This is a genomic window from Mycolicibacter terrae, assembly GCF_010727125.1.
GTDB lineage: Bacteria > Actinomycetota > Actinomycetes > Mycobacteriales > Mycobacteriaceae > Mycobacterium > Mycobacterium terrae.
This window is the reverse complement of the sequence record NZ_AP022564.1, coordinates 2,290,959-2,308,097: the sequence shown is the minus strand read 5'-3', so window position 1 is coordinate 2,308,097 and position 17,139 is coordinate 2,290,959. Positions and strand designations below refer to the sequence as shown.

General features: G+C 67.6%; 17 protein-coding genes, 1 tRNA gene and 1 pseudogene. 16 read left to right on the top strand and 3 right to left on the bottom strand.

Features of this window, described 5'->3' with window-relative positions:
* Positions 1-22: 22 nt before the first annotated feature.
* The 4 genes from G6N23_RS11150 (at position 23) to xerD (ending at position 4,509) form a co-directional block, all read left to right on the top strand.
* Positions 23-982 (top strand): copper transporter, encoded by a 960-nt coding sequence (locus tag G6N23_RS11150; RefSeq protein WP_085262678.1) that lies wholly within the window; start codon positions 23-25, stop codon positions 980-982.
* A gap of 155 nt (positions 983-1,137) precedes the next feature.
* On the top strand, positions 1,138-2,940 hold the full coding sequence (locus G6N23_RS11145) for a CTP synthase (RefSeq protein ID WP_085262694.1): 1,803 nt from the start codon (positions 1,138-1,140) through the stop codon (positions 2,938-2,940).
* On the top strand, positions 2,933-3,556 hold the full coding sequence (locus tag G6N23_RS11140) for an NUDIX domain-containing protein (RefSeq protein ID WP_085262677.1): 624 nt from the start codon (positions 2,933-2,935) through the stop codon (positions 3,554-3,556). Before G6N23_RS11145 ends, G6N23_RS11140 begins: the two co-directional genes overlap by 8 nt.
* A gap of 17 nt (positions 3,557-3,573) precedes the next feature.
* Positions 3,574-4,509, top strand: a complete 936-nt coding sequence (xerD, locus tag G6N23_RS11135; RefSeq protein WP_095174175.1) for a site-specific tyrosine recombinase XerD — start codon at positions 3,574-3,576, stop codon at positions 4,507-4,509.
* Positions 4,510-4,583: 74 nt separating this feature from the next.
* On the opposite strand, the gene G6N23_RS11130 is transcribed toward xerD, so the two are convergent.
* Entirely contained in the window at positions 4,584-5,336 is a 753-nt protein-coding gene (locus tag G6N23_RS11130; protein WP_085262675.1) for an O-methyltransferase, read from the bottom strand.
* Positions 5,337-5,448: 112 nt separating this feature from the next.
* Here G6N23_RS11130 and G6N23_RS11125 point away from each other — a divergent pair, with 112 nt between their 5' ends.
* Genes G6N23_RS11125 through G6N23_RS11095 form a run of 7 tightly spaced genes read left to right on the top strand, consistent with a single transcriptional unit; the run spans position 5,449 to position 11,567 of the window.
* A complete protein-coding gene (locus tag G6N23_RS11125; protein WP_085262674.1) occupies positions 5,449-6,306 on the top strand; it encodes a ParA family protein in 858 nt (285 codons plus the stop codon).
* The gene (locus G6N23_RS11120) at positions 6,303-7,127 is read left to right on the top strand and encodes a segregation/condensation protein A (RefSeq protein ID WP_085262673.1); all 825 of its coding nucleotides are present in this window, start codon (positions 6,303-6,305) and stop codon (positions 7,125-7,127) included. The genes G6N23_RS11125 and G6N23_RS11120 overlap by 4 nt, the downstream gene beginning before the upstream one ends.
* Before the next feature lie 14 nt (positions 7,128-7,141).
* Positions 7,142-7,897 carry an SMC-Scp complex subunit ScpB gene (gene scpB, locus G6N23_RS11115; RefSeq protein ID WP_085262693.1) on the top strand — a complete coding sequence of 252 codons (756 nt, stop codon included), beginning with the start codon at positions 7,142-7,144 and terminating at the stop codon, positions 7,895-7,897.
* Entirely contained in the window at positions 7,897-8,658 is a 762-nt protein-coding gene (locus G6N23_RS11110) for a pseudouridine synthase (protein WP_085262672.1), read from the top strand. Before scpB ends, G6N23_RS11110 begins: the two co-directional genes overlap by 1 nt.
* Entirely contained in the window at positions 8,655-9,347 is a 693-nt protein-coding gene (cmk, locus tag G6N23_RS11105; protein WP_085262671.1) for a (d)CMP kinase, read from the top strand. Before G6N23_RS11110 ends, cmk begins: the two co-directional genes overlap by 4 nt.
* Positions 9,344-10,762: a ribosome biogenesis GTPase Der gene (gene der / locus G6N23_RS11100; protein WP_085262670.1), complete on the top strand. Its 1,419-nt coding sequence runs from the start codon at positions 9,344-9,346 to the stop codon at positions 10,760-10,762. The genes cmk and der overlap by 4 nt, the downstream gene beginning before the upstream one ends.
* 37 nt (positions 10,763-10,799) lie before the next feature.
* Positions 10,800-11,567 carry a sulfite exporter TauE/SafE family protein gene (locus G6N23_RS11095; protein ID WP_085262692.1) on the top strand — a complete coding sequence of 256 codons (768 nt, stop codon included), beginning with the start codon at positions 10,800-10,802 and terminating at the stop codon, positions 11,565-11,567.
* A 5-nt stretch (positions 11,568-11,572) separates the two neighbouring features.
* On the opposite strand, the gene G6N23_RS11090 is transcribed toward G6N23_RS11095, so the two are convergent.
* On the bottom strand, positions 11,573-13,225 hold the full coding sequence (locus G6N23_RS11090) for a patatin-like phospholipase family protein (protein WP_234808731.1): 1,653 nt from the start codon (positions 13,223-13,225) through the stop codon (positions 11,573-11,575).
* A 194-nt stretch (positions 13,226-13,419) separates the two neighbouring features.
* On the opposite strand from G6N23_RS11090, the gene G6N23_RS11085 reads away from it, so the two are divergent.
* The 3 genes and pseudogenes from G6N23_RS11085 to G6N23_RS21945 form a co-directional block, all read left to right on the top strand.
* Positions 13,420-13,493 (top strand) — tRNA-Pro (locus tag G6N23_RS11085).
* A gap of 289 nt (positions 13,494-13,782) precedes the next feature.
* Positions 13,783-14,250, top strand: coding sequence for a hypothetical protein (locus tag G6N23_RS11080; RefSeq protein ID WP_085262668.1), 468 nt, complete (start codon positions 13,783-13,785; stop codon positions 14,248-14,250).
* 112 nt (positions 14,251-14,362) lie between these two features.
* Positions 14,363-14,767 (top strand): annotated as a pseudogene (locus G6N23_RS21945) (DDE-type integrase/transposase/recombinase); the annotation flags it as partial.
* Between the two features lie 484 nt (positions 14,768-15,251).
* On the opposite strand, the gene G6N23_RS11070 reads toward G6N23_RS21945, so the two are convergent.
* Entirely contained in the window at positions 15,252-15,695 is a 444-nt protein-coding gene (locus tag G6N23_RS11070; RefSeq protein ID WP_235653473.1) for a nitroreductase/quinone reductase family protein, read from the bottom strand.
* A gap of 70 nt (positions 15,696-15,765) precedes the next feature.
* Between G6N23_RS11070 and G6N23_RS11065 the strand changes: the two genes are divergently transcribed.
* Positions 15,766-15,960 carry a hypothetical protein gene (locus tag G6N23_RS11065; RefSeq protein WP_133055506.1) on the top strand — a complete coding sequence of 65 codons (195 nt, stop codon included), beginning with the start codon at positions 15,766-15,768 and terminating at the stop codon, positions 15,958-15,960.
* 165 nt (positions 15,961-16,125) lie between these two features.
* A complete protein-coding gene (locus tag G6N23_RS11060) occupies positions 16,126-17,115 on the top strand; it encodes an oxygenase MpaB family protein (RefSeq protein WP_095173856.1) in 990 nt (329 codons plus the stop codon).
* Positions 17,116-17,139 lie beyond the last annotated feature (24 nt).

Genomic DNA, 17,139 nt, shown 5'->3' with positions numbered 1-17,139 from the left:
GAGAACTGGGGCCGACGCCGCGATGATCACCCCGCGATACCACGCGATGTCGCTGACGGCGGTGCTTCTGGCACTGGTGTTCGGCGTGGTGCTGGGCTCCGGACTGCTGTCGGGACCGGTGCTGGGCAGCCTGCAGTCCGACAAGCAGGAACTGCGCGCACAGATCGACGCGCTGCACGAACAGCAGAACGCACTGGACGAGCGAGTCGGCAACGCAAACGATTTCGACGCCCAGATGGCGCCCCGCATCGTGCGTGACGCGCTGAACGGCAAGTCCGCGGTGATCTTCCGGACCCCGGACGCCGCGGACGACGACGTCGAGGCGGTGGCACGGATCATCGGCCAGGCCGGCGGCACCGTCACCGGAACGATCGCGCTGACGGCCCAGTTCGTCGAGGGCAACGCCGAGGAGAAGCTGCGTGCCGTGGTGGAGTCCGGGATCGTGCCGGCCGGTGCCCAACTGAGCGCCGACCTCATCGACCAGGGCGCCCAGGCCGGCGACCTGCTCGGCATCGCGTTGCTGGCCAACCCGCGCCGTCCCGACCCGCCGGCGCCGCCCGGCCCACCCGTTGATGACGCCCAGCGCGACACCGTACTGGCGGCGCTGCGCGACACCGGCTTCATCACCTACCACGACCAACGGTTCGCGTCGGCCAACGCCGCCGTGGTGATCACCGGGGGAGCGCTGCCTGACGACGCCGGCACCAGCGGAGTGAGCGTGGCCCGGTTCGCGGCGGCACTTGCCCCGCACGGCTCGGCGACGGTGCTGGCCGGCCGGGACGGCTGCGCCTCGGGCACCGCGGCCGTCGCGATGGCCCGCACCGATTCCGCGGTCACCGAAGCGGTCAGCACCGTCGACGACGTCGACCTCGAGGCCGGGCGGATCACCACCGTCATGGCGGTGAGCAGTCTGATCAACGGCGGGCAGCCGGGACGGTACGGGATCGGTCATGGCGCCGCTTCGGTCACCCTCGCCCAATAGTCCCGGCGACAGCTGCCGGGCGGCGTGGCTCGGCGTGGCTCGGCGTGACTGGGCGTGTCCAAGGCCGGAATCGCCCGACGATGTTAGGGTGAGATTCCGTGGGTCGGCAGGCCCTCAATCCTGCGCCGTCGTCACGGAGGTTGGTGTTGCCACCACTGCGAAAGCATCCGCAAACCGAGCCGAAGCATCTCTTCGTCACCGGTGGAGTTGCATCCTCGCTCGGTAAGGGTCTGACCGCAAGCAGCCTGGGCCAGTTGCTGATCGCCCGCGGCCTGCAGGTCACGATGCAGAAGCTGGACCCCTACCTCAACGTCGACCCCGGAACGATGAACCCGTTCCAGCACGGGGAGGTTTTCGTCACCGAGGACGGCGCCGAGACCGACCTCGACGTCGGCCACTATGAGCGGTTCCTGGACCGCGACCTGCCGGGGTCGGCGAATGTGACCACCGGGCAGGTGTATTCGACGGTCATCGCCAAGGAACGCCGCGGCGAGTACCTCGGTGACACCGTGCAGGTGATCCCGCACATCACCGACGAGATCAAGCGGCGCATCCTGGCGATGTCGGAGCCCGACGCCGACGGCAGGCGCCCCGACGTCGTCATCACCGAGATCGGCGGCACCGTCGGCGACATCGAGTCGCAGCCCTTCCTGGAGGCCGCTCGCCAGGTCCGCCACGACGTCGGCCGGGACAACGTGTTCTTCCTGCATGTGTCGCTGGTGCCCTACCTGGCGCCGTCGGGTGAGCTCAAGACCAAGCCGACCCAGCACTCGGTGGCGGCGCTGCGCAGTATCGGCATCACCCCCGACGCGCTGATCCTGCGCTGCGATCGCGACGTGCCCGAACCGCTGAAGAACAAGATCGCGCTGATGTGCGACGTCGACATCGACGGGGTGATCTCCACCCCGGACGCGCCCTCGATCTACGACATCCCCAAGGTGCTGCACCGTGAGGAGCTGGACGCCTACGTGGTGCGCCGGCTCAACCTGCCGTTCAAGGACGTCGACTGGACCGAGTGGGACGAGCTGCTGCGCCGCGTCCACGAACCGCATGAGACCGTGCGAATCGCCTTGGTGGGCAAGTACATCGACCTGTCCGACGCCTACCTGTCGGTCATCGAGGCGTTGCGGGCCGGCGGATTCACCCACTACGCGAAGGTCGAGATCAACTGGGTCACCTCGGACGCGTGTGAAACCCCGGCGGGGGCGGCCACCGCATTGGGGGACATGCACGGGGTGCTGATCCCCGGCGGGTTCGGAATTCGGGGCATCGAGGGCAAGATCGGCGCCATCGCCTATGCACGCACCCATGCGTTGCCGGTGCTGGGACTGTGCCTGGGACTGCAGTGCATCGTGATCGACGCGGCCCGCGCCGCCGGTATCACCCAGGCCAGCTCGGCGGAGTTCGATCCGGACACTCCTGATCCGGTGATCGCGACCATGGCCGATCAGCAGGATGCGGTCGCCGGAACGGCCGACCTCGGCGGGACGATGCGCCTGGGCGCCTATCCCGCTGTGCTGGAACCGGGTTCGATTGTGGCCGAGGCCTATCAGACGACCGAGGTCTCCGAGCGCCACCGGCACCGCTACGAGGTCAACAACGCCTACCGGGACCGGATCGCCGAGAGCGGCCTGCGGTTCTCCGGCACGTCCCCGGACGGGAAGCTGGTGGAGTTCGTCGAGTATCCGCGCGAGATGCACCCGTTCCTGGTGGGCACCCAGGCGCACCCGGAGCTCAAGAGCAGGCCCACCCGGGCGCACCCGCTGTTCGCCGCGTTCGTCGGCGCGGCCATGGACTACAAGGCCGCCGAGCGGTTGCCGGTGGAGATCCCCGAGCACGCCCACGAACACCACGAGTCCCTCGATGCCCAGAACGGAGCCGACGGCCACGGCGGCAGTGCCCAGCCGTTGACCGATCCTCTGAACGAAGCCCTGCCGGAACACGTCACCCGTGGCTGAACACGTCTTCGAGACCGTCTCGTCGCAGCTGCTGCACAGCGGCAAGATCTTCGCGCTGCGCCGCGACGAGGTGCGGATGCCGGGCGGCAAGACGGCCACCCGCGATGTGGTGGAACACTTCGGTGCTGTCGGAGTGGTCGCCATGGATGAGTCCGGCAATATCCCGCTGATCTACCAATACCGTCACGCCTTCGGCCGGCGGTTGTGGGAGCTGCCCGCCGGGTTGCTCGACACCCATGGTGAGCCGGCGCATCTGACCGCCGGGCGTGAACTCGTCGAGGAGGCCGGTCTGACGGCGACCAGCTGGCAGGTGCTGGTCGACCTGGACTCCACGCCGGGCTTTTCCGACGAGTCGGTGCGGGTGTATCTGGCCACCGGGTTGTCGGAGACCGACCGCCCGGAGGCCCACGACGAGGAGGCCGATCTCACGCTGCGCTGGTATCCGATCGCCGAGGCGGCCAAGCTGGTGTTCAGCGGCGAGATCGTCAATGCCATTGCGGTGGCGGGAATTCTGGCCGCTTACGCACTCACCCAGGGGCTGGGGACCCCACGTCCGGTGGACGCCGAGTGGGTCGACAGACCGACCGCGTTCGCCGCCAGGCAGAGCCGGTCATGACCGCGGCGGCCCGGCCGGTGAGCCCGCTGGCCGGGCAGCTGCAGGGTTACCTGGATCATCTGACGATCGAGCGCGGAGTCGCGGCCAACACGTTGAGTTCCTACCGGCGCGACCTGCGGCGCTACAGCGAGCACCTGCAGGCCCGCGGCATCGAGGACCTGGCCGGTGTCGGGGAGAACGACGTCACCGACTTCCTGGTGGTGCTGCGGCGCGGTGATCCGGAAAACGGCGTGCCGGCGCTGTCGGCGGTCTCGGCCGGGCGCGCCCTGATCGCGGTGCGGGGCCTGCACCGGTTCGCGGCCGCGGAGGGCATGGCGCCGGTGGACGTGGCACGCGGCGTCAAGCCGCCGACGCCGGGACGGCGACTGCCCAAGAGCCTGACCATCGACGAGGTGGCGGCGCTGCTGGCAGGTGCCGGGGGTGAGAGTGCTTCGGACGGCCCGCTGACGCTGCGCAACCGGGCGCTGCTGGAGTTGCTGTACTCGACCGGATCTCGGATCTCGGAGGCGGTCGGCCTGGATCTCGACGACATCGATGTGCGCGACCGGTCGGTGCTGTTGCGGGGCAAGGGCGGCAAGCAGCGGCTGGTGCCGGTGGGGCGGCCCGCGGTGGCGGCGCTGGACGCCTACCTGGTACGGGGCCGCCCGGGCCTGGCGGCGCGTGGCCGTGGCACCGCGGCGATGTTCCTCAACGCCCGCGGGGGCCGGCTGTCGCGGCAGAGCGCCTGGCAGGTGCTGCAGGACGCCGCCGAACGAGCCGGGATCACCGCGAAGGTGTCACCGCACACGCTGCGGCACTCGTTTGCGACCCATCTGCTCGACGGTGGCGCCGACGTGCGGGTGGTGCAGGAGCTGCTCGGTCATGCCTCGGTGTCGACCACCCAGATCTACACGCTGGTCACGGTGAACGCGCTGCGCGAGGTGTGGGCCGGCGCCCACCCCCGCGCCCGCTAGTACCCGATTTTTTGCGCGAGCGTGCGTGTTAGCACGGCGACACGCCGCTGAAACTGGCATTCTGCGCACGCTCGCTAGCCGAGGAACGTCGACTCCAGCACCAGATCGTGCAGCAGGCTCTGGTACTCCACATGCGTCTTGTGCTCGATGGTGTCCCAGTGCGTCCCCTGCTGAGCCCGCATGTATTCGCGGTAGCGCGGTGCCCCCGGCAACTTGACGTTGTCGGCGACCACGACCGACCCCGGGTGCAGCCAGCCCCGGTCCAGGATGCTCTGCAGGTCGGGCAGGTAGGCATCCTTGTCGTGGTCGAGGAATAGAACGTCCAACGCACCGGCGGCGAAGCCGTGCCGTGCGGTCAGCGCGTCCAGCGTGCGCCCGCCGTCGCCGATGGTGCCCACCACACAGGTGATCCGGTCGGCCACCCCGGCGTGTGCCCAGATCTGCCGGGCATTGTCGGCATTAGCCTCGGCGAGCTCGATCGAATAGATCCGGGCCGCCGGGGCGGCGCGCGCGATGCGCAGGGCGCTGTAACCGCAGTAGGTGCCCAGCTCCAGTGCCAGCGCCGGGCTGACCCGCTGCACCGCGGCGTCGAGCAGGGCGCCCTTCTCGTCGCCGATATTGATCAGCAGCGACTTCTCGTAGGCGAACTCGTCGATGCGGGCCAGCACGTCGTCGATGTCGCCGGGCCGGGCCTTCGACAGCACGTAGTCGACGGCGGCGGCTTCGCGACCGTCGCCGATCTGGCCGGTCGTGGTCAGGTTGCGGGCACCGGTCGCCATCCGCAGGAACGACCACCGCAGGAAGGGGATGCGTCGTTTGAGGCCCATGGTGTGATCCTATGGCGATCGGCACGACTGAGGACTGCTCATGTAGCAGGTGTGGGCGCCGGTCACCCGTTAGACTTCTGCGGATGTCCGCCACCACCTCGCCGTACCGGCCATGAGCGACGACGACAGCCCCGGCGTCGGCTTGACCGGGCGTCCACCGCGGAACATCCCCGAGCCGCAGCCCCGCTCGACGCACGGACCCGCCAAGGTCATCGCGATGTGCAACCAGAAGGGCGGCGTCGGCAAGACCACCTCGACTATCAACCTCGGTGCGGCGCTGGCCGAATACGGCCGCAAGGTGTTGCTGGTGGATCTGGACCCGCAGGGTGCGCTGTCGGCAGGTCTCGGCGTGCCGCACTACGAGCTGGCCCACACCATCCACAACCTGCTGGTGGAGCCCCGGGTCGACATCGACGAGGTACTGCTACAGACCCGGATCGAGAATTTGGACCTGATCCCCTCCAACATCGACCTGTCCGCGGCCGAGATCCAGCTCGTCAACGAGGTGGGCCGGGAGCATTCACTGGCCCGGGCGCTGCGAGCGGTGCTCGACCGCTATGACTATCTGCTGGTGGACTGCCAGCCGTCGCTGGGGCTGCTCACCGTCAACGGACTCGCCTGCGCCGACGGAGTGGTGATCCCGACCGAGTGCGAGTACTTCTCGCTGCGCGGCCTGGCGTTGCTGACCGACACCGTCGAGAAGGTCCGCGACCGGCTGAATCCGAAGCTGGAGATCAGTGGCATCCTGTTGACCCGCTATGACCCGCGCACGGTCAACTCCCGAGAGGTGATGGCGCGGGTGGTGGAGCGCTTCGGCGATCTGGTGTTCGACACGGTGATCACCCGCACGGTCCGTTTCCCCGAGACCACCGTGGCAGGGGAGCCGATCACCACTTGGGCTCCGAAATCCGGTGGTGCGCAGGCTTACCGCGCGCTGGCCCGCGAAGTCATCGACCGATTCGGCGCGTGAACTCCGACACTGAGATCGAATCGGCTGCCACCGGTTTTCGGGTTCGACTGACTAACTTCGAGGGTCCCTTCGACCTGCTGCTGCAACTCATCTTCGCCCACCGGCTCGACGTCACCGAAGTGGCGTTGCACCAGGTCACCGATGATTTCATCGCCTACACCCGCGACGTCGGCCCGCAGCTGGGTCTGGAGGAGACGACGGCGTTTCTGGTCATCGCCGCCACCCTGCTCGATCTCAAGGCGGCCCGGCTGCTGCCGGCCGGGCGGGTCGACGACGAAGAGGACCTCGCCCTGCTGGAGGTCCGTGACCTGTTGTTCGCGCGACTGCTGCAGTACCGGGCGTTCAAGCACGTCGCGCAGATGTTCGCCGAACTCGAAGCCGCCGCGCTGCGCAGCTATCCGCGGGCGGTGGCGCTGGAGGACAGCTTCGCCAACCTGCTGCCCGAGGTGATGCTGGGCGTCGACGCCGACTCGTTCGCCCAGATCGCGGCGGCCGCGTTCACGCCGCGCCCGGTTCCGATCGTGGCCACCGAGCACCTGCATGAGGTGATGGTGTCGGTGCCCGAGCAGGCCGGAGTGCTGCTGCGGCTCCTGGAGGCGCGGGGCAGCGGTCAGTGGGCGTCGTTCTCCGAACTGATCGCCGACTGCCGGGCGCCGATCGAGATCGTCGGCCGCTTCCTGGCGCTGCTCGAGCTGTATCGGACGCGGGCGGTAGCATTCGACCAGTCAGAACCACTTGGTGTGCTCCAGGTGTCGTGGACCGGTGAGAGCCCGGCCGCGGAAGAGTTAGTAGACCTGGTGAAAGCAGAATCGGCCGAGTAGTGCGAGACGAATTGATGACTGACCACATGCCCGAACCCGAGGTGGCGGAGCCGTCCGGGCCTTCTGAGCCGTCCGGGGCCGCCGAGTTCGCCGGTCCTTCGGGCTCCGACCTGGGTATCGACGTCGCCGTTGCCCCCGAACTCGAGGACTCCGAGTTGGGCGCGGTGCTCGAGGCCCTGCTGCTGGTGGTGGACACGCCGGTGAGCGTCGAGGCGTTGGCGACGGCCACCGACCAGCCGGTGTACCGGATCAGCGCCAAGCTGCGGGCGATGGCCGACGAACTCGCCGAACGCGACAGCGGCATCGATCTGCGTGAGGCCGGCGGCGGCTGGCGGCTTTACACCCGCGCCCGGTTCGCCCCGTATGTGGAGCGCCTGCTGCTCGACGGCGCCCGGTCCAAACTGACCCGGGCCGCCCTGGAAACGCTGGCGGTGGTCGCCTATCGCCAACCGGTGACACGCGCGCGGGTCAGTGCGGTGCGCGGCGTCAACGTCGACGCGGTGATGCGAACACTGCTGGCCCGCGGCTTGATCACCGAAGCGGGCGCGGACGCCGACACCGGCGCGGTGACGTTCGCGACCACCGAGTTGTTCTTGGAGCGGCTGGGCCTGTCCTCGCTGTCGGACCTGCCTGACATCGCACCACTGCTGCCCGATGTGGACGTGATCGACGATCTGAGCGAATCCCTGGACAGCGAACCGCGTTTCATGAAGCTCGGCGGTGCGCCGGCGGCCGATCAGCCGCTGACTTTCGATGTGGACCACGACTGATGGCCTTCTCCCATTCCGAGCCGGACGCCGATGGCGTGCGCCTGCAGAAAGTGTTGTCGCAGGCCGGGGTTGCGTCGCGCCGGGTCGCCGAGCGGATGATTCTCGACGGCCGGGTCGAGGTGGACGGGCAGGTGGTCACCGAGCTGGGCACCCGGGTGGACCCGGGCGCGGCGGTGATCCGTGTCGACGGGGCGCGGGTGACCGTCGACGACACGAGGGTCTACCTGGCGTTGAACAAGCCGCGCGGCGTGCATTCGACGATGTCGGACGACCGCGGCAGGCCCTGCATCGGCGACTACGTCGAGCATCGGGTTCGCGGTGATTCCAAGCTGTTTCACGTCGGAAGGCTCGACGCCGATACCGAGGGACTGATGCTGCTGACCAACGACGGCGAGTTGGCGCACCGGCTGATGCACCCGTCCTATGAGATCCCCAAAACCTATGTCGCCACCGTGCTCGGATCGGTGCCCCGCGGGTTCGGCAAGAAACTGCGCGACGGTATCGAACTCGACGACGGACCGGCGAAGGTCGACGACTTCGCGGTGGTCGACGCCGTGCCAGGAAAGACGCTGGTGCGAGTGACCCTGCACGAAGGCCGCAAACGTATCGTGCGCCGGATGCTGGCGGCTGTCGGATTTCCGGTACAGGAATTGGTGCGCACCGATATCGGCGCGGTTGGCTTGGGGGAGCAGCGACCCGGCACCATCCGGGCATTGAGCCGCAAAGAGGTAGGCGAACTGTACAAGGCGGTCGGGCTGTGAGCGGAGGCAACAGCGTCGTCGTCGCGATCGACGGGCCGGCCGGAACCGGGAAGTCCTCGGTGTCACGGGGTTTGGCGCGCGCGCTGGGGGAGCGGTATCTGGACACCGGCGCGATGTACCGCGTCGTCACCTTGGCGGTGCTGCGCTCCGGTGTGGCCCTCGATGACGCCGAGGGCATCGCCCGGATAGCCGAGGGCGTCGAGGTCGCGGTGGATTCACACCCCGACGGAGACCGTGCGTACCTTGGCGGAGAAGATGTTTCGCATGAGATCCGCGGCGACGAGGTGACCCGGGCGGTATCGGGAGTCTCGGCGATTCCCGCGGTGCGCTCCCGGCTGGTCGACTTGCAGCGGCAGTTGGCCGCCGAAGCCGGCGGTGTGGTGGTCGAAGGCCGTGACATCGGCACCGTGGTGTTGCCCGACGCTGACGTAAAAATTTTCCTCACCGCCTCCGCCGAGACACGGGCCCGGCGGCGCAACGACCAGAACGTGGCGGCCGGGCTGGGCGATGACTATGCGGCAGTGCTGGCCGACGTGCTCCGCCGCGATGAACTGGATTCGACCCGGCAGGTGTCGCCGCTGCGTCCCGCCGACGACGCGGTGATCGTCGACACCGGGGAGATGACGCAAGCGCAGGTGGTCGACCACCTGCGGGAATTGGTCGAGCAGCGCTGCGGGGCGATCCGATGAGTCCTTCTGAATCCGACGGCACCTGGGTCGACGAAAGCGACTGGGAGATCGGGGAAGACGGTAGCTTCGACGATCTGGTCGAGGACTCCGGCCCCCCACCGGTGGTGGCCGTGGTGGGCCGGCCGAACGTCGGCAAGTCGACTCTGGTCAACCGTATCCTGGGCCGGCGCGAGGCCGTCGTGCAGGACCTGCCCGGGGTGACCCGCGACCGGGTGTCGTATGACGCGTTGTGGACCGGGCGCCGCTTCGTGGTGCAGGACACCGGTGGCTGGGAACCCGACGCCAAGGGCTTGCAGCAGCTGGTGGCCGAGCAGGCGTCGGTGGCGATGCGCACCGCGGACGCGGTGATCCTGGTGGTGGACTCGGTGGTAGGCGCCACCGCCGGCGACGAGGCCGCCGCCCGCATCCTGCGCCGCTCCGGCAAACCGGTGTTCTTGGCCGCCAACAAGGTTGACGGTGAACGCGGTGAGGCTGATGCGGCGGCGCTGTGGTCACTGGGGCTGGGCGAACCGTTCGCGGTCAGCGCCCTGCACGGGCGCGGGGTCGCCGACCTGCTCGACGAGGTGATCGCCAAGCTGCCCGAGGTCGCCGAAACCGCCGGGGGTGGAGGTGGCCCGAGGCGGGTGGCGCTGGTCGGCAAGCCCAATGTCGGCAAGAGTTCGCTGCTGAACAGGTTGGCCGGCGACGAGCGTTCGGTGGTGCACGACGTCGCCGGAACCACCGTCGACCCGGTCGACTCGCTGATCGAGATGGACGGCAAGATCTGGCGTTTCGTCGACACCGCCGGGCTGCGCCGCAAGGTCGGACAGGCCAGCGGACACGAGTTCTACGCCTCGGTACGCACCCACGGCGCCATCGACGCCGCCGAAGTGGTGATCATCTTGGTCGATGCGTCGCAGCCGCTGACCGAACAGGATCAGCGCGTGCTGGCCATGGTGATCGAGGCCGGCCGGGCGCTGGTGCTGGCCTTCAACAAGTGGGACCTGGTCGACGAGGACCGGCGCTACCTGCTGGACAAAGAGATCGACCGCGACCTGGCCCGGGTCAGCTGGGCGCCGCGGGTCAACATCTCGGCGAAAACCGGTCGCGCCGTGCAGAAATTGGTGCCCGCGCTGGAGGGCGCGCTGAAATCGTGGGACACCCGGATCTCTACCGGGCAGCTCAACACCTGGCTCAAAGAGGTGGTCGCCGCGACACCGCCGCCGGCACGGGGCGGCCGTGCACCGCGAATCCTGTTCGCCACCCAGGCCGCGTCCCGCCCGCCGACGTTCGTGTTGTTCACCTCGGGATTCTTGGAGGCCGGTTACCGCCGGTTCCTGGAACGACGACTGCGCGAGACCTTCGGATTCGAGGGCAGCCCGATCCGGATCAACGTGCGGGTGCGAGAGAAGCGGGGCGCCAAGCGCTCTCGCTGAGGCGTCGGAGAAGGGGGAGCCGGTGCCGGTTTCGCAGATGGTGTTGATCATCCTGGCCGGAGTGGGCGCCGGGGCGGTCAATTCCCTGGTCGGCTCGGGCACGCTGATCACCTTCCCGACCCTGGTGACGCTGGGGTTTCCGCCCCTGACCGCGACCATCTCGAACTCGATCGGCCTGGTGGCCGGCGGAGTGTCGGGAACCTGGGCCTACCGCCGGGAACTGCGCGGGCAGTGGAACCGGCTGCGCTGGCAGATCCCCGGATCGGTGATCGGTGCGGTCTGTGGCGCTTATCTGCTGTTGCACCTGCCCGAAAGCGTGTTCAACCGGGTGGTTCCGGTGCTGTTGATCGCGGCACTGGCACTGGTGGTGGTCGGCCCGAAGATCCAGGCGAACGCCCAGCGCCGCGCCGAGCAGGCCGGCCGATCGGTGGACCATCTGAGCAGGGGCCGGATGGTGGCGCTGACGCTCGGAACGTTCGCGGTCGCGGTGTACGGAGGCTATTTCTCTGCCGCGCAGGGCATTTTGCTGATCGGCGTGATGGGGGTGCTGCTGCCCGAGTCGATGCAGCGGATGAATGCCGCGAAAGTGCTGCTGACGCTGTTGGTCAACGTGGTCGCCGCACTGGCCTACATCATCACCGCGTTCGACCGGATCAGTTGGCCCGCAGCGGGATTGATTGCAGTCGGCTCATTGATCGGTGGATATCTGGGCGGGCACTACGGGCGCCGGCTGTCACCCAATGCGCTGCGGGCGGTGATCATCGTGGTCGGCCTGATCGGGCTCTACCGACTGATGGCGGTCTGAGCGCCTCAGATCGCGTCGCGGTGGCGCCACCGGTCCCAGCGGGTCCGCGGGGCGCGGAACGCGGACATCACCGTGCTCATCGGCGCGGCCTTCTGCTGTGCCGGCGCGGCGGGCTCGGCCGGAACCACCGCCGGCTTCTCGCCCTCCCACCAGATGGGTTCCAGCAGCGCCGAGATCACCGGAATCGCGCGTTCGACGCTCTTGCGCCCCCACTGGCCGGCCCGGTCGATGGTGCCGGCCGACGGCGCCAGGTTTACCGGCGACAGCGTCGGAGTGAACCGGACCAGATGGTCGGCGTAAGGGGCGTTGCGCACCATCTGCAATTGGATGGCCTGGGTGATCGGCACCAGCCACAGGTTTCGCGGATCCCATTGCGGATGGAAGCAGTCGAAGGCGAGGTAGCAGGCGTTGCGGGTGCCCAGCCGGCCGTCGCGGACCCGTTTCCAGGCCAGCTCGACCGGAACGTTGCTGGCGGCGCCGCCGTCGACCAGCGCCCCGACGTCGTTATCGGCCAGCAGCGCGTCGAGCAGCGGCCGCATCTTGGGGTCTTTGGTCTCGTGGTGCAGCACGCCGGGGATCGCCGAGGAGAATGACGCCGCGTCGACGACGTTGATGTCGCGGTCGGGATTGTCGCCGGCGACGATCAGCGGGGTGACCACCCGCGGGTCGATGAAGGCGGCCGTCTGCCACAGGCGGGTGGCGATCTGCGGGCCGAGCCCGATCGACAGATACGGGAAGGACCGCAGCTGCAGCGCGGCGAGCCGCTGATTGCGGTACCGGGAGGGCAGCGCCGCGAAGGGCTGCCGGCGCACCCCGGCCACCACCGCATCGAAGGGGATGGCCAGATCCGACATGCGCATCGGCTCGCCGTCCTCGCGGCGGAACATGGCGTCGGCGAACTGGTCGAAGTTCAGGGAGAACACTCCGGTCAGGCCGTGGCGGCGGCGCAACCGCTCGGGCCCCAGGATGGCGCGATAGGACACCGTCTTGGCCCAGGCGACGTATTCCTCGATGGGGACCGGTAGCGCGCGGCTGACCACCGAGCCCAGCACCGACCCGAACGACGAGCCGATCAGGTAGTCCGGGATGGGTCCGGCCTCCAGCAGCGCCTGCATGCCGCCGATATAGACGAATCCCGCGCCGCCGCCCCCGCCGAGGACGGTGACCAGCTTCTTGTGGCCCACCTCGGCGTCGAGCTCGGATCGCGAGAAGTCATTGCCGTGATGTTCGACCAGCAGGCTGCGCTGCTCGTCCTGGCCGGCGGCCAGCCCACCCAGGGCGTCGCGGGCCGCGATCAGCGCGATCACCGGGTCGCGTTCCTCGCGCAACGGGCCGTAGAGGGCGTCGGCCACCCGGGCCCGCCAGGGGGCCAGCTCCGCGCCTACGGAGACATCGCCGCGTCCGCGGGTGCCGCCCGGTCCGGCCGCGCCGGGCTCGAAGTCATCGAGCCGGGCGAAATTGAGCAGGTAGCGAAGCCGACGCAGCTGCTCGGCGCTCAGCACGTCCGGCTTACGCAAGGCGTGCCGGACCAGCCGGTTCTCCATCTTCTGCAGCAGCAGCATGGCGTCGCCGATGTCGACGGCGTCGACGACGTCGTCGGTGACGGCGTCTTCGGTGGTCCCGGGGATGTGCATCGGCTCCGGGCGGCGATCGGCCATGCCGAGCAGGGCTTCGACAAAGGGGATCTGCATCAGTCGCGGTTCCTGGGGTTGTGGCGGTGCCGAGGGGGGCACGCTCGCGTGGCCGAGCCTAGCCTCTCGTGCCCGGCGGCCGGCGGCCCTCACGCGGGTTTCGGAGCGTCCGGGTGCTTGCGGTAGGCTTTCGACCTGCTGCCGGGCTTGTCCGGCGGCGGCGGGCTGTGGCGCAGTTTGGTAGCGCACTTGACTGGGGGTCAAGTGGTCGCAGGTTCAAATCCTGTCAGCCCGACAGCAGGTCAGAGGCGTTTTTTGCGCCATGCATGGCGTTGAAAGTCTCCGACGTACGCCCTTTTGTACGCCCACCGGAGCTGTGCTGCCGGTGTGTGCCAGTCATAACGAAACACCGGGACACGGCGCCCATACCAAGATGCCCAGTCCCTCATCGGCCTGCGGAACGCATTGGTCCACTTCAAGCCCGAAACTCAGTGGAACGACGAGATGCACCGTCTGCACCGGTGCATATCCCGGGGCTGCGTGGCGGACTGCGAGCGGGAGCATTGCGGGTTAATTTGTCGTCCATGACGAACGAAGAACAGCTCCGGCAGATAGCCAGGGACGTATTCCCAGACTGGTCGCGGCCGCCCAGGATCGTGGTTGAGCAGATCGGCGAGCTGGTTAGGCGATGGCCCGTTGAAGGCTTCGCCCGCGAGACGCTGCCAGATCAGCAGCGCCGTCTTGTGTGGATCGACGGGTACGCGATCGGACAGCTGGACTACATCGCGGACGCTGCGGAGGAGCAGAATCTGGATGCGCTGATCCGGCCGCTGAGCCAGGTCACTGGGGTCGATGTCAACGTCTGTGGTTCGGCGGATACTTTCGGACAGCGAACGTATCGGCGCGCAGTGATGGTGCGCTTTGCATCGGGGAATCCGATTGATGTCGACACGACCCAATACACGAATGACAGCCTTCGTGGTCACGCCGACCGGTTCATCGATCGGGTACTTGACGCAATAGCGGGCACCTCCGCCGGGGGATCTCAGTAGAGGACCGCCCCCAGCCTGTTGGCTGGGGCAGTCGCCGGGAATCTGGCGATCGCGAGTTGAGGTGACGGTCATTAAGCGCCTCGGCAGCGCGTGCCGATTTGGAATGGCCGGGTACGTGCTCACTGGTGGACGAGAGTGTGTGATCTTCCAGCTCATCGACGACCATTCCCGCTACGCCGTCGCTTCCAAGGTGGCCTGGGGTGAGACAACTGAGGCGGCGATCGCAGTGTTCGACAAAGCCGTTGCCGCCCGCGGAGTGCCCCAACGACTGTTGTCCGACAACGGAATTGCACTGAATCCCTCACGGCGTGGATACCAGGGCCGCCTCGTCAAACAACTCTCGCGCCTGGGGACCCAGGCGATCACCGGAAAGCCGTACAAGCCGACCACACGGCGCAAAAACAAACGCTTCCATCAGACCTTGTTCCGCTACTTGGATAAACAACCGCTGATCAGCACACTGGCCGAACTGCAGGCCCAGGCCGACGCCTTCGATGACATGTACAACAACGAACGCCCCCTCGGGGCTGCCTGGTCGTGTCACGCGCGCGGGCGGCATGGGTAGCCACCTCGAAAGCCGAAGCGCCTCACCCTAAGCCCGATCGCCCTTCTTCCTCCAACCCGCAGCAAAGCAATTCCAACCAGCACCAGCGCCCAAGGACTTACCGGCCGGCACCCACGTCGCGACGCTGACCAGCGCCGGCGGACTCAGGCTGGCAGGGGTCACCTATCAAATCGACGACCGGCGCGGCTTTAGACAGGTCTTGGTCCTCATCGACGGCGACAAGATCTCCGTGGCCGACCTTGACGGCGAAGTCCTCATCGAGCACACCCGGCCAAGCCGGGGGTCAGATACGTCGGCAACGGAAGATCTCGCGGCCCGCGCCAAGACCGATAAGCGTCACCGAAGTCCTGACACACCAACTGTCACCAATGTCCTGACACACCAACTGTCACCGAAGTCCTGCGACATCGCATCACGTTCCCGTTCGCCGTGGCGATCATGCTCGGGAAAGCTCGAATATCGGTATCACGCGTTTGGTATTGGCTTGGAAGCGATCGACATGAGGAATTTCCTGCCGTAACGCGTTCCAGACGCGACGCCGTTCCGGCTCGGACAGCTCACGTACCCGCACCTCGTGGATGGTCGTACCGGTGCCGGTGTTTGAGCCGACCTCGACGCACGCCTGTGTCACCGCTCGCAGGTTATGTACCCAGGCAGGCGCTTTCGGGCTTCCCCCGTCCGCGCCGACGACATGCCACCGTTCCTCGAAATCAAAGCGGTAGAGAGGCGTCACTCGGGGTGCTCCTGATTTCGCCCCCACCGTGTGCAGTAACAGCCCACGCATACCGGCGAACAACCCTTGGACGATCGCACCGTTGTTGGCTCGGAATTGTTGGATCGTGTCGTCGTTGATCGCCGTCGACGACGGTGCATCACCCACGGCCGACTTCTTAAGTTCGTCCAGGTCGGGCGGCGCCCACCGGTACTCCGCGGAAGGACTCTCATCCGGCATGACTTTTCCAACCTCTCAACTGGTGTCGTGCAACATCGACAGCCAACAGCCCCGTGGCACCTGGCATTCCCAGTCACGGGCGGTGTGCTGCGCACCCATGGCCACCGGACCCGCCGACGACGTACCGCCAAGTTCGCGTAGGGACGCGTTGATGACGCTGTGCCGGGTGCTCGACCCGAGCTGCTGCGCCTGAGCGAAGGCCCGTTCGCCGTTGGGCCGGCCGTGGCCGGACGCGCCGGACCGACCGCCCCACCGTTGACCGAAACCGGGCGCTGCTCCTATGCTGTCCCATACTGACAACGCATGTTGTCCAAAGACGCCCAACAGTGACTGGGAGTGCGTGCTCGTGACTCAGGAAATGGCGGATAACTGCCCGGCGGCCAGCGATGCGGAGATGGCCTCGGGCTGTCCGGTGAGCACCGGTGGTTATGACGCGGTACCGCTGGGGCCCGACTCGTTGACCTGGAAGTACTTCGGGCAGTGGACGGGGCTGTTCCAGGGGACCTGGGCGGGCTCGATGCAGAACATGCACCCGCAGCTGGGCGCCGCGGTCAAAGATCACTCGATCTTCTTCATGGAGCGGATCCCGCGGCTGATGCGGTCGATCTACCCCATCGGTGGCGTGGTGTTCGACGGCTACCGCGCCCCGCAGACCGGCGCCGAGGTCCGCGATTACCACATCGGACTCAACGGCGTCGACGACCAGGGGCGCCGCTACAGCGCGCTGAACCCCGAGGTCTTCTACTGGGCGCACGCGACGTTTTTCAAGTCGACCCTGCTGGCCGCCGAGAAGTTCGCCGGCGGACTGACCGAGGACGACAAGCGCCAACTCTTCGACGAGCACATCACGTGGTATCGCATGTACGGCATGAGCATGCGGCCGGTGCCCAAAACCTGGGAAGATTTCCAGGAGTACTGGGATCACATGTGCCGCAACGTCTTGGAGAACACCTGGGCGGCCCGTGAGGTCATGGACCTGTCGACCATGCCCAAACACCCTTCACTGGAATGGATTCCGGATCGGTTGTGGGCGCTGAACCTCAAGGTCATGCAGCGCTTCCTGACCTTCATGACGGTGGCCCTCTATGACCCGCCGGTGCGCGAACTCATGGGCTACACCTGGTCGGCGCGCCAGGAGCGGTTGCACGGGTATCTGTGCAAGGCGATCACATTGGTGTCCAAGTACGGTCCCAAGCGCGCCTTGATGCATCCGCGCAAGCGTTCGGCGTTGGACCGTGCCTCGGGCCGGCTTCCGGTGGATGCACCCCTGGTGCAGACCCCGGCGCGTAACCTGCCGCCGGTTGAGTACCGCGACAGCCCGCACTTCTACTGCCCGAACGTCGACTGAGCCGGCCGGTGGCAGGCCACCCGC

Bases quoted from the DNA above. Each gene is read 5' to 3' on its own strand.
- G6N23_RS11150 (WP_085262678.1), top strand. From the start codon at position 23: ATGATCACCCCGCGATACCACGCGATGTCGCTGACGGCGGTGCTTCTG.
- G6N23_RS11130 (WP_085262675.1), bottom strand. From the start codon at position 5,336: ATGGGCCTCAAACGACGCATCCCCTTCCTGCGGTGGTCGTTCCTGCGG.
- G6N23_RS11125 (WP_085262674.1), top strand. From the start codon at position 5,449: ATGAGCGACGACGACAGCCCCGGCGTCGGCTTGACCGGGCGTCCACCG.
- scpB (WP_085262693.1), top strand. From the start codon at position 7,142: ATGACTGACCACATGCCCGAACCCGAGGTGGCGGAGCCGTCCGGGCCT.
- G6N23_RS11110 (WP_085262672.1), top strand. From the start codon at position 7,897: ATGGCCTTCTCCCATTCCGAGCCGGACGCCGATGGCGTGCGCCTGCAG.
- der (WP_085262670.1), top strand. From the start codon at position 9,344: ATGAGTCCTTCTGAATCCGACGGCACCTGGGTCGACGAAAGCGACTGG.
- G6N23_RS11095 (WP_085262692.1), top strand. From the start codon at position 10,800: ATGGTGTTGATCATCCTGGCCGGAGTGGGCGCCGGGGCGGTCAATTCC.
- G6N23_RS11090 (WP_234808731.1), bottom strand. From the start codon at position 13,225: ATGGCCGATCGCCGCCCGGAGCCGATGCACATCCCCGGGACCACCGAA.
- G6N23_RS11080 (WP_085262668.1), top strand. From the start codon at position 13,783: ATGACGAACGAAGAACAGCTCCGGCAGATAGCCAGGGACGTATTCCCA.
- G6N23_RS11065 (WP_133055506.1), top strand. From the start codon at position 15,766: ATGACTTTTCCAACCTCTCAACTGGTGTCGTGCAACATCGACAGCCAA.
- G6N23_RS11060 (WP_095173856.1), top strand. From the start codon at position 16,126: ATGGCGGATAACTGCCCGGCGGCCAGCGATGCGGAGATGGCCTCGGGC.